The sequence below is a fragment of the Chryseobacterium sp. D764 genome (genome assembly GCF_019317325.1).
Lineage (GTDB): Bacteria > Bacteroidota > Bacteroidia > Flavobacteriales > Weeksellaceae > Chryseobacterium.
The window spans coordinates 4,220,476-4,233,024 of the sequence record NZ_CP079219.1 but is presented as its reverse complement, the minus strand read 5'-3'; the positions used below and the strand labels follow the sequence as shown (position 1 = coordinate 4,233,024).

At 35.4% G+C, this 12,549-nt stretch carries 7 protein-coding genes; 1 reads left to right on the top strand and 6 read right to left on the bottom strand.

Annotation, left to right across the window (positions count from 1 at the left end; genetic code table 11):
- Nucleotides 1-64 precede the first annotated feature (64 nt).
- On the bottom strand, nt 65-760 hold the full coding sequence (locus KYG33_RS19340) for a hypothetical protein (protein WP_077414006.1): 696 nt from the start codon (nt 758-760) through the stop codon (nt 65-67).
- Nucleotides 761-1,121: 361 nt separating this feature from the next.
- Nucleotides 1,122-2,654, bottom strand: a complete 1,533-nt coding sequence (locus KYG33_RS19335; RefSeq protein ID WP_219072256.1) for a M20/M25/M40 family metallo-hydrolase — start codon at nt 2,652-2,654, stop codon at nt 1,122-1,124.
- A 192-nt stretch (nt 2,655-2,846) separates the two neighbouring features.
- Between KYG33_RS19335 and KYG33_RS19330 the strand changes: the two genes are divergently transcribed.
- A complete protein-coding gene (locus tag KYG33_RS19330; protein ID WP_077414004.1) occupies nt 2,847-3,455 on the top strand; it encodes an FMN-dependent NADH-azoreductase in 609 nt (202 codons plus the stop codon).
- Nucleotides 3,456-3,741: 286 nt separating this feature from the next.
- Here KYG33_RS19330 and map read toward each other — a convergent pair whose 3' ends face one another.
- The 4 genes from map to KYG33_RS19310 form a co-directional block, all read right to left on the bottom strand.
- Nucleotides 3,742-4,506 carry a type I methionyl aminopeptidase gene (gene map, locus KYG33_RS19325; protein WP_077414003.1) on the bottom strand — a complete coding sequence of 255 codons (765 nt, stop codon included), beginning with the start codon at nt 4,504-4,506 and terminating at the stop codon, nt 3,742-3,744.
- A 661-nt stretch (nt 4,507-5,167) separates the two neighbouring features.
- Nucleotides 5,168-5,782: a hypothetical protein gene (locus tag KYG33_RS19320; RefSeq protein ID WP_077414001.1), complete on the bottom strand. Its 615-nt coding sequence runs from the start codon at nt 5,780-5,782 to the stop codon at nt 5,168-5,170.
- Nucleotides 5,783-5,784: 2 nt separating this feature from the next.
- Nucleotides 5,785-9,117, bottom strand: a complete 3,333-nt coding sequence (locus tag KYG33_RS19315; RefSeq protein WP_219072255.1) for a DUF6443 domain-containing protein — start codon at nt 9,115-9,117, stop codon at nt 5,785-5,787.
- An 8-nt stretch (nt 9,118-9,125) separates the two neighbouring features.
- A complete protein-coding gene (locus tag KYG33_RS19310) occupies nt 9,126-12,548 on the bottom strand; it encodes an RHS repeat domain-containing protein (RefSeq protein ID WP_219072254.1) in 3,423 nt (1,140 codons plus the stop codon).
- Nucleotide 12,549 lies beyond the last annotated feature (1 nt).

Here is a 12,549-nt window from a genome sequence, read left to right as displayed (position 1 = left end):
GATTTTTGTTTGAAACATAAGTTTCCCTGCAATATAATTAAGTATGAATGTTTGGTGTAAAATCTTAGTTGCACAAAGTCAGAAACTGGCGGCTCAATTGTACATTGAATTTGGCTTCAGCTCTTGAGCGGGCATAAATAGTTTGTTTAAAAGCATGTACTGTCTTCAGTTTCTGATCTATGAATTCTGCAATCTGCACAACAGAGAAAAGAAAATCTCTGTATACTGCCATATTAACTGTCTGACCATAATACGGAAGATAAGCTTTTAAAAAAGGAATTGCTTTCTGATGACGGTTGTAGCTGATACAATACCCTACTCCTTCCATGGATGTAATAATAGTGTAGTTATTGATATAATCCTGAATATTTTTGGTACCGTCCAGAGTTTGGGCATTTTTTGAACAAAACTTATTGATCTTATCCAGAATATGCTGGGCATATTCCATCATGGAAATATTTTTAAATTCAAAAACCTGATTCATCCCATTGGCTGGTGAAGTTCCGTTTTCACAATCAATGCAGAAAGAAATCCCGATTTTTTCATGATAAGGAAAAAAGCAGTCTTTGACTTCAATGGAAGCATCCGGCTTTAACATGTCATCTCCAAAATTGTAATAGACATACGGACTATAAAGTTCCGCAAGAGCGTTCAGATAATCTGTTTCGCTGGTATTATGATATTCTTCAAACCATTTTTCAAGGTTATCATAATAATTATGTTCAAAGTCGTTAAAGTTTAAGTAAAATGGCAATTCCATAGCTCTGTAATTTTGATATGACAAAGCTATACCCGTAATGCGACAAAACTTGACGTAATATATTTTTTGTGAAAAGATTTGAAAGATTATTAAGTCAATAGTCAATTTTTGCTTCGCAAAGTCAATGGTGAATCATTATTAACGCTAAGGTTCGCAAGGTTTGTTGAGTAACGTTTTATATTTTGTTCGCAAAGACACTTCGTTCAGCTAGGATAGCTGCTTTATCATTGCTGAGTGAAGCGCCTTTGCGATCGTTTTTAAACATTAAAATATCTTAGCGAACTTTGTGTTAAAAATTGATTTACACGAATTAAAATTCACAAGCGCAGAGAATTGACCATTCACCATTCATCATTGATATCTACTTATCATAATTCTTCATCACATACTCAAAGTAATGAATCATTTTCAGGTAGTTTTCGATACTGAGGTATTCATTGGTGCTATGGATACTCTGCTGTTCCGCACTGTTGATCTTGATCGGCATGAATCTGTATACATTTTTGCTCACAATCTCATATTTTCCGGCATCTGTTCCTGCCATGGTAAGATATGGAGTGACAATCGCTCCGGGATGAATTTCCTTGACTCCGGCTTCTATCATTTTAAAAGCTTTCGTATTGGTTGGAGAAATCGCGGAAGCTTCTCTTGTATTGTCAATTTCTTCTACCTCAACATCGAAACCTTCAGTTGCTTTAGCAATATGATCCCTTACATCCTTCACTGAATTTCCGGGAAGTAATCTGAAATTCACCACAAATTCCACTTCAGGAGAAAGTACATTGGTACCGTCACTTCCTTTCATCATTGTCAGGGCTGTGGTTGTTCTTACCAATGCATTGGTTGTATTATTTTTGGTGAGCTGTGAAATCAAAACAGGTTTTAAAAGCCATTGATTGGCCAGTGCCATTCTTGTTGTAAAAGGCATTTCACCTCCTATATTATTAAAAAACTCTTTGATTAATGGTGTGATAACAGGCTTCATCTGATCATCTTCCAAACGCTGCATAATAACAGCTGCTTTCCCGATAGCACTTTCCATTGGAGGCATTGATGAATGACCACCAAGACCTTTTACTTTGATTTTTGCAGAAAGAAAACCTTTTTCAGCACATCCTACGACAGCCACGTCTGTATCTATTCCTGCGACGTTTCCTTTTCTCATAATCAATCCGCCTTCGTCATAAACGGCATCGAACTTCAATCCTTTTTTCTTAAAATAATCAGCAATCTGAATCGCTCCTTTCTGTCCGCCAACTTCTTCATCAAAACCAAAAGCAAGATAGATATCGCGTTGTGGAATCTGCCTATTTTTAATCATAGAATTCATGGATTCCATTAAGGAAAATAACATTCCTTTCATGTCTATTGCTCCTCTTCCATAGATTCTTCCGTTGGCTACGGCTCCGGAAAAAGGGGCAAAATCCCAGTCTTCCGCTACTTTTGCAACAGGTTCTGCCGGTTTATCATCCGGGCGGAATATATTTTCTTCATTATTCTTTATATCGGCATCTCCCGGAGGAACAACGTCCATATGGGAAAGAAATAAAATAGGTTCCAAAGCAGGATTGCTTCCTTTGAGTCTGAATACTAACCCATATTGGTTTACTTCAACATTTTCCGTGTTCTGATAGACTAATGGATAGGATATTTTTAAATAGGTTTTGAACTGATCAAACGGGGCATAATTGAATTCACCTAAACTTCCTGTAGAAACGGTTGGAACCTTTATTCCTCCTGAAAGTCTCATCACTGCAGAGTCATTTTTTACAGGTTTCCATCCCTCACCTGCTCCGATATCATTTTTCTTAAATGGATAGATGTAAGTTTTAATCAACACTACAGCGGCCAGAATGACAACGATTCCCAAAAGGATTAAAAGAACTTTTTTCATAGCAGATCAGTTTTGTGGTGTGGTTTTACCCCATAAATATAGCAAACTATTTATTGTTTAACAATTTAAAACCGGGCTTTTTCAATCGCTGACTCTCCTGAATACTGCTTTTTACAATTTTAAACTGATAAAAAGCACATGCATCTGTCCCCATTGTGAACATCAGATCGTCATAAGAACAAAAAATAAAGTATGAAGAATATTCTGCACATTATCTCCAGCGCGAGAGGAGATTTATCTTATAGCAACAGATTGAGTTCCCTCATTCTGGAAAAGCTTTTACAACAGCATACTATCAATAAAGTCGTTGTACGGAATTTGATTAAAGATGTACCACCATATGCTGATGAAGTGTCTATTCATGAGTTTTATAAGCATCCGGGATTGTATGACGAGCAAAGTAAGCAGCTTCTTTCGTATGCCAATGCGACTGTGGATGAAGTGCGTGAAGCAGATATTATTGTCATTGGAACTCCTATGTTTAATCTGGGAATTTCCACTCCTTTGAAGGCATGGCTGGATCAGCTGATCCGGGCGGGAGTGACTTATGTTTTTGATGAACAATGGAATCGTGTGGGACAGTTTAAAGGTAAAAAAGTGTATCTGGCTATTGCTTCCGGCGGAAGAAATACTGAGGGAACTCCGGATTATATTTCTGATTATCTCAAAGATGTTTTCAGAAGTTATACAGGAATTACAGATGTGGAAACGTATCGTATTGAAGGGACTATGGAGAGTGGTTTTATAGCAGATTATGAAAGTATTCTGAAAGATTTTTATGCTGTAAATGATCTTTCCTAAGAGAGATTTATGGTAAACACAAAGTTTTCAACTATTTACACTGAATTTAAGGGAACAAAAAAGGAATCAACACGTTGATTGGATGAAGCTTTGGGATTTAATAATACTTATTGTTGGGTTTTAACGCAAGGGCGCTAAGTTTTTTACTAATGATGTATATTTTAAGGCGCAAGAAAATCAAAGATTTTCAGCAACGAAATTATGATAAAATCTTGCGCCTAAAAAATACTTTTTTATTGAAATTGGTGTCTTTGTAATTTACAAATCACACAAGAATAATCTGTACTTAATTCAGGATTTCGTTCATTTCGGTTAAAATGATAGGTTTTCCATCGGTGATAACAATCGTATGTTCGTGCTGAGCCATATAGCCACCTTTATTTCCTACCATAGTCCATCCGTCTTTTAATTCTATAGCAAGATTGGAATCAGTGGAAATAAAAGTTTCAATGGCGACTACAGAGTTTTTCTTAAAACGTCTGGTGTCATAACGGTTTTTGTAGTTGAGCAATTCATCAGGCTGTTCATGTAGACTTCGTCCTACTCCATGGCCACCAAGGTTCTTAATGACTTTAAGACCTCTTTTCTTTGCTTCTGTTTCCATTAAATGACCTATGTCTGCTATTTTCACACCACCTTTTATGTTATCAATGGCCTTTCTCAAAATATCTTTGGATGCTTCCACGAGTTTCTGATGTCCGTGAATATCTTTCCCAATCACAAAAGAGCCTCCGTTATCGGCCCAATATCCATCAAGTTCTGCAGAAACGTCAATATTGATCAGATCACCTTCTTTCAAAATCCTTTGATCAGTCGGAATACCATGGCAGAATTCATTATCCACGCTGATGCACGTCCAGCCTGGAAATCCATAAGTCAGATAAGGCGCTGACTTTGCCCCGAAACCTTCCAGTATTTTAGCTCCGTATTCATCAAGATCTTTCGTAGTCATGCCGGGTTCAGCATAATCCATCATTTTCTTCAAAGTATATGCAACGGCTTCACTTACTTTTTTCATTCCGATCATCTGATCTTCGTTGGTGATTGACATAGTTTTGTTTGTTATTGAGAACTACAAAGTTAGGAAATTAAAATATTCTGATACGATTTGTTTTAATTCCAAAGTTCGTGTATTGAAAAATGAGATTATCAGGTACTTTAATATCCTTCTACCCCCTTGGGTAAGGGGGTACACCCTGTTATATAAGGGGCTAGAGGATGTTCAATAACGGTCTTAAGACACTTGATGAAGAGGCTGGAGAGACTTACTAAGTGGTTGGAGGTTGTTTATAAAGTGGTTCACAGTATTTTGATAAGGATGTACAAGGACTTTTTTAAAAGAAAACCACTGCTTTTGCAGTGGTTTTTATTTTATTCAAGGACACGAGCGAGGGGGCTAAAAGAAAAGGGAAAATTAAGTGATGAGCAGACTGGAAAAATTGCTTGATAAATAAGGCACTTAATAAGTTATAACCCTCTATCGTAAGCTTTCCTCTATACTGGAAATGAATAAAACCACTGCTATTGCAGTGGTTTTATTTTATCAACTCAAAGTCATAGACTTTTGATAGTCAATATTAATTATTTTTAATCAAATCAACATAGTTGAAATACTACCAAAAATTGATTAATTCACTTAAAAATTCTAGTATTTTAGAAGTTATACTTATTACAATTTTTTCTATCTTCTGCATAAAACTCTTCATATTTTTCTACCAATAAATAGTCCAATAAATAACAATTTTTTTTTCTGAATATATACTTACTCCTTTTGAATATTTATGATTTATTTTGTCATCATAATTATAGTCAATAATGTATGTTTTAAACTTATCAACTAAGCCGTCCTTCGTTGTTAAACTATACATGTCTTCCTTTTTTATAATGTCTTCTTTATTTTCTGAGTTTTCATCTGAAAAATATGGAACTAACATTTCATTATTATTTATTCTTAGATTTATCTTTTTTAACTGATTTGTATTAAGAACAATCGACTTTGTGCTAAAGTTTGCGTCTATTAAAATCCCCCCATTTCTCTGAGTACTGGACGTTATACTATCTACAACTTTTTTTTCTACATTAAAGTCGAATAAATAAATATAATTAAACGGTTCTGACGAATTATTTTTATACGATAGTTTTACAGGCAAATTATTAATTTTTTTTGGAAATTGATTAATCAATAAAGGATTGTATTTATTTATGACTTCTAGATAATTAATATTTATTTGGTTTAATCTTTCAACCATAAAAGAATCATTATTTTTTTTACATCCAAATAGTAAAAAAAATAAAATTATATAGAATATCCAATTTTTACTTTTCATCTTTATTTCTTCTTTTTTATGACTTCTAAAATACCTTGAAGTAATTCTTTATATCCTCCTTTTTCACTTTTTAATCTGGTACCAGGACTTTTATGTTTTTGATTTAAACCACTAACTATACTACTTCCCTTTCCCAAAGGAGTAACATATTCATTGTGAACGCGTATAGTATTACTGAAAGCAAAGTATTCTATATCAGCGCCTGTCTGTTTATGGGTATTTACCTCACCTTTTTTAACATATTCCTGTTTGACACCACCCACTTGCTGATACCCGAGTTCATTTTTATGAGTACTTCTATCTGTACTAAACTCTGTATTTGTCACTTTATCTACTTGTACAATATCTGCCTTTTCATAACCATGATCATTCATGACTTTATCATAGGCCTTACCGTCAATTTGTTCTAGCTTTGAAAATGTAACCTGTACCTTACTTCCTTCATTTATTTGTGTATAAATTTCCCCATCTTTTTCATAAGAGCTATAGCCTTGACTTTCTAGCAACTTTTCTGCATTTTGTTGACCTGTCCCCAAGTAAGTGGCTAAAGTTCCCGCACTATCTCCTACATCAGCAACCAAATTTCCTTTTCCATCTTTATGCCAATCGGGAGCCCTTCCGTCGGGATCTATAAAGCTTAAAGGATTGTTAAAAGCATAGTTATAAGGATTATGTCTTGTCATCTTCTCCGCCAGTGGATCTATCACACCCCATCTTCCCAGATCAGGCATATAAAACCTTGCTCCGTAATCATACATTCCTGTTTCCTGCAACTCTTTCCCATTATACTTATAATTATAGCTTGGGTTTCCTATAGAAGGGTTGGATATTCCATGCTTCAATCCAAATGGATAGTAATTACTTTCCTCAAGAACTTCTATGCTGCTTCCATTATTGAAATAACTTACCCGCACATTTCCCAAATGATCTGTGTAATTGTAAATGTACTTATTATTTTCAAAATTAAAATAACCTTCCGAAGTAGAAACAAATTTTAATGTCGGAGGTAATGGTAAACTTGTCTCTCCTGTTTCTCTATTATCATACTGAAAGCTGTCTAAATAATTGGTCTCAATATTACCTAAAAACGGAGTGTATTTTTTAGCAACTTTTACTCCATCTGCTCTATAGGTATATTGAATGTTTTTTGTTATAATACCCTTCCCCCCAGAAATACTAACTGAATAAGGAAGGTTCAGATAATTATATTTTATTTCACTGATGTCTTTATCCTTATGATTAATCATATTACCGTTGTCATCATAATCTATCAGTTTTCCTCCTGTCGGATATCCATTAAAATTCTGTGTGAGATCAGAAGCTGAAAGAAGCCTATTTCCGGAATAGGTATAATAAATATTGTCTATATATTCTGATGAATTAGTACTTCCTTTCATGTTTCTCTGAAGCCTGGTAATATTTCCGTTAGAATCATATGCTATTTCTTCATTGTAAAAATGATTAACAGGAACAGAAGTTTCCGGTTCCTGATAATACCCTGCTGTAAGCCTGTTTAAGGGATCATAAGCATAAATATATCTTTTCAAATTGTCATCTATAGAAGTTTTCCAGTCTACTTCAGAGATATTACCATTGAACTTTCTATAGGATGAATTAACTGAATTCTGATATTTTATTTCATATCCGAATAGTTTTCCATTCAAAGCTGCAGGATCATTGATCTGGGTCATCCAACCCCTGATATTATACTTATAATCTATCTGCTGAAGTGGAGAAGAAATCGTTGTTCCTCCTACTTTCTTAGATTCCAGCTGGGAAATTTCATTGTATTTATTCTGAGACAGGTATTCAACAGGATTACTTCCTATCTGATGGGTATGGGTCAGAAGCCTGTTCTGGGAATCATAAGTGAATTTTTCTACAATAATCTTTTCAGGGTCTGTACCAATCCTTCTATGGTAGGTATTGGTCTGAAGGACAACCCCGGCAAAGTCAAGCTTATTGTTAATCACAGTATAGCCTCCCAAATAATTACGGCTTCTTGACCCGATGTTTCTTCCTTTGGTATCATACCATAGGAAATTCCGCGTCCAATTGTCATCTTCTATATTCTTTACATAAGAAGCGGTAAGAAATCCTTTAGTTGTCCTTTCCTGAGTAGGATTATCCGTAAGAAGAGGCTGGGAAAACACATTGGTGACCCCAGGAGAGCCTTGGGGATAAGTATCATAATAATTAACCGTTAATAGTTTAGTAACAGAACCCGGATAACTCGCAGAACCATTATCATAATATACCCCCACTCCGCTGTTGGTGAATCCTACCGTAGAGGATCTGGTTACATTATTACTCCCTTTAGCATCTGCTAATACCTGTTCTGCGGCTCTTCCTGCTGTACCATAAGTCTGGGAACTGGTATATATTCCGGTGTAGGAGGCTCTTCCAAACTGATCATATTTGGTAAAAAGCCATTGTTTTAATGCTCCCATGACAGCGTCCTGGGTCATGATCAGCCTGTCCTGTTTGTCATACACCATATATTCCCAGCCTTTTCCCGGAAGCTTCTTTTCTACCAGACGGTTCCTCCCGTCATATTTATACTGGTAACATAAGTCATTAAGTACTGTATTAGGATCTGCTTCTACTGAAGCTTTGGGAGGAATTACATAAGCCAGCTGGTTATAATCATTATAAACATAGTAGGTATCTGCATTTTCTGAAGCACTGATTACTTTTCTTACCAGTACAACCTGGCCCTGTCCGTTTTTAAACTCAATGGTTGGGTTTCCGTCTTCATCGGTAACTGTATTTTTATAGAGCTGTCCTATTCCATAGGAGCCTGATAATGTCAGGCTGGAGGTAAAGGTGGTATAATTAAAAGCGGCTGTATATTTTTTCACCTCGCCATCGGCATTGGCATCATACCCAAATTGTACAGGTTTGTTGTCCCATGCATTCCCAACCTGTTTTTGTCCTAAAACACGGTCTAACGGCGAGTTTTCCAGAATCTTCTCTGAATAAATCTTCTCTGAACCATAAGGGGTACTGCTCACATTGGATAATGGATCAGGAGTAATGGCTCCATTGAGAGTTCCTCCCTGGGGAATGGGAAGATAGTCCTGAACCTGTCGTCCGAACGCATCGTATTTAATGGGAGTAACAACATCTTTTCCTAATGGAGAGGCTTTTACATTAACGATTTGTTTAGGTCTTCCCAGCCCGTCAAAATACTGAACCGTTTCGGAACTTCTTACATTAGCAAGCGTAGGATCGGATAAATACGTCTTTGAATAGACATAGTTTTCTGTATTAGTAAGCTGCGCCTGGGCAGTTCCCATTATGAGAATTCCTATTGGAATTAATATCTTTTTCATGATTGTGTTTAGTTTTTATAATTGTATTTCATCTCCTTCAGCACTTTACCATTCGCATCAATCACTTTTTCAAGCCTATTAGCTGAGTCATAGACATAGCTTTCTCTGATTCCGGATGGTGAAGTGATACTTCTTACCCCAACTAAAGGATCATAGGTATAAGTAGTAATCTGATAACCGGATAAGGAAGTATTAGCTCTGAATGAACTTAATGCAGATAAAAACGCCGTTTCATCATTACCCGAAGCTGCTGAAGCATCTGTATTAGAAGCAGTAACAATTGAATCAATTAATGACTGTTGAATATTTGATAATTTTGCTCCTTCTATCTTAGCAATCGGCTGGGTTTGGTTATACCCCCAGATAATTACTGTTGAAATGCCATCTTTTGTGGTGTACTGCTGCAGATTACCTTTGGAATCATACTGATCATAAGTAACTTCTGTAGAAACAACATTTTGTAAGTCAGTAGATACAACGGAACTTGGAAGTAAGTTCAATGGGTTATCGTATTTGGTTTCTGTTTTTGAAAGTGTTTTGGTAACAGTTCCAATAGTTTGACTTGTTTCGGTTTCTAAAGGAACACCAATCATATTGGCATTGATAAGCCTCTGATTATTTTTCTCATGGGCATAGCTGGAAGTAGTTTCCGAGGTTTTATTATCGGCAAAAGTAACTTTTTGTTTTATAGGATAGTCTCTTGTATTATACGTAATATCTTCATAGGTTTTTAAAGTCTTCCCGTTAAAAGATTCTGTAGTCTCAGAATGGATAGGATTTGCTTTTCCTATAATCTCCTGCACCGGAAGAATTCTCATCATGCTGCTTACATTGCTACGGCTATCACAAAACACGTTTAACCCTTGATTTTGTATACAGCCTGCATAATAATTTTCATAGGAGTTAAAATGACCTGCATACAAATACTCTGAGTAGGGTGAATTGATGTAGCTTATATTTAATCCCGTAAGAACTCTCGAATCATAGATATTATATTCTGTATCCTTTTTATACAGACTTACACTCAAATTATCCTTTTTTTCATCCTTTGTCAATAGTCCTCTTTTATAATCATAATTATCTACAGGAAGAAATGGAGGCAATTCAAAGTTAATATAGTGTGAATCCGGATTAGGCTTATCAATAGGTGAAGTGTAAGAATATTCTGTTCTACCTTTATCCGTTTCCGAAACCGTTATATTCTGATATCCCACATCAGAGCCTTGTGTTTTCTGAACAGGAAGAAAACTCTGAGATGAATAGATTGCAAATTCATTGGCATAAGGGTATTGACAGTATCCTACAGACATACCTCCACAAGTCGAAACAAATTTATTACTATACCCATACTTATAAGTCAGCAAAGGTTTTGGAAATACCAAGGCACCACTGCTTTTTCCTGAATCCGTAAATTTGTTATACGAAAATGTAACTTTCTTTTGAGGAGTGGCATCATTGGGATTGTCATAATAACTGATCGTATTAATTCTAATCCCTCCTCCGTTAAGCCACTGCTTTTGTATAGGATTTTTGGTCTTAAATGAATACTTAACGAGAGCAGTTCCCTGATCATTTGAATTGGTCCAAGTAAATTTAATTCTATAAAAATGTCCACCTTCTAAATTAATTTCTTTATCTGTAGTATTGATACCATATGACTGTAGCAATTCGTGATTCAAGTTTAATTTTTCTAAGAATAAAAATCCAATATTATCGGCATTGTTTAAAATTTCGCCACTTTCCAGCAACAATATTTTATTCTGAAGAACCTTCCCTAAACTATAAGTAGCAGAATTAAAAAAAGTACTCTGCAAGGTAACATCAGTAACATTACTGTAAGTCCAGTTTTCAATATTATCATCAAAATTAGTAATTGGCATTCCCAAATGATCTGATGAGTAAGTATTGGCTCCAAAATCAAAAGTCCTAATTCCTCCTGAAGGAAGTTTCATGCTTTTGAGGATATTCATGTTGATACAATCCGGTGAAACGTATTTTGCCAAAAGAGGATTTGCATTAGGACGGGGACAGTTAAACCAACCCCATGAATCTGTTCCCAAAGTTCGGTTCTGCGGATTCGATGTATATTCTAATACATAATCATATTCTTTATTAGAAGAAGAATCAAACTTAGTTACTTTTGAGAGTGATAGTGTTGTGTTAGGCAAATTTCCTCCTGCTAAATTATAAGTAAAAGAGCTGTAAGATAACTGGTGTGTTTCCAGTAATTTTCCGGATGAATCAAAAACTTTAACCTTATCTAGTTTTTGCAACTGCTGAGGTAGACTATAGCCTGAATCATTCCTTCCCTGCAAATATGTAAAATTAATTTTTCCCTTTCCCGGTATTTCTATCTCTTTTAAACTTCGGACAAATGTATTATTTGTTATGGTATTCGTTTCATAAGAAGCCGGCATCTGGCCATCAAACGTAGTTGCTACAGGCAAAGAGTTTGCATCTTCACTTGCAAACTTATTCCTAGTGATATTAGAGTGATCTGTATATTGAATTTCAAACGGAGGGTAATACTCCAGCTTTACCAATTCTGTATTGGATGTGTTGGCAACTTTGCTCAGGTGAAAAGCAGTAGTACTTTCACCAGAATCTTTTGAATTGGTTTGATATGAATCATAATACCCTAATTTATTAGAGATACTCGATCTCTGGGTTCGTTCTAATACGTCAAAGGTAAACTGATTTCCGTACTCATCAAGAATTACAAAAGACGTTGCCTCTAATGCATTGCCAGGGGTAGTAGAGCCTATGGTAATTTTTAGATTATTTTTATCTAACTTTTCAACATACAAATTATTATCGGAAGATTTTTTAATGATAAATCTCCCGGTATAGCCCATAAAATTGTATTGGTAAAGATCATACTCCGTATCATATTGGTTAAAAAATAGGGCATCAAATAAAAGTTTTTTATACTGATCCGTATGATATACCCCACCTACGGCCAATTCATCTAAATATTTTCTTGTATAATTAGTATGGGCTCCCACATAGTTAAATTCATCATAAAGAATTCCTACCCTTTTCTCAACCCCTTCATAATTACGGTCATCTGCACTCCCTCTTATGGTTTTGGTGATGGTTCCTCCGGCAAATAGACTCCACCCTAATCCTTCTTCTCCTGATTTTTCAAGAGGTTTTGCATTAAGAGGATGATAATTTAGTGAAACATTCATAGAGATTTTAGAATCGCTCGTTGGGATACCAGCAATAGGAATCTTAATATCCGGAATTCCCGTATAATAGCTTACAGGAACTTCTTCAAATTTCATTAAATTATTTGCAGTGGGAGCAGCGGGATAAATTTGTTTTATATTGTCCATAGGACTGCTTGCGGAAACAGGCTGTTGATTTGTAATCTGTGATTGTAAATACTGTATGAAAAACAATGGCAGTATTAGGTATGTTTTTTTCATT

Excerpts from the sequence above, each read along its gene's own strand:
- KYG33_RS19340 (WP_077414006.1), bottom strand. The coding sequence starts at position 760 with ATGGAATTGCCATTTTACTTAAACTTTAACGACTTTGAACATAATTAT.
- KYG33_RS19335 (WP_219072256.1), bottom strand. The coding sequence starts at position 2,654 with ATGAAAAAAGTTCTTTTAATCCTTTTGGGAATCGTTGTCATTCTGGCC.
- KYG33_RS19330 (WP_077414004.1), top strand. The coding sequence starts at position 2,847 with ATGAAGAATATTCTGCACATTATCTCCAGCGCGAGAGGAGATTTATCT.
- map (WP_077414003.1), bottom strand. The coding sequence starts at position 4,506 with ATGTCAATCACCAACGAAGATCAGATGATCGGAATGAAAAAAGTAAGT.
- KYG33_RS19320 (WP_077414001.1), bottom strand. The coding sequence starts at position 5,782 with ATGAAAAGTAAAAATTGGATATTCTATATAATTTTATTTTTTTTACTA.
- KYG33_RS19315 (WP_219072255.1), bottom strand. The coding sequence starts at position 9,117 with ATGAAAAAGATATTAATTCCAATAGGAATTCTCATAATGGGAACTGCC.
- KYG33_RS19310 (WP_219072254.1), bottom strand. The coding sequence starts at position 12,548 with ATGAAAAAAACATACCTAATACTGCCATTGTTTTTCATACAGTATTTA.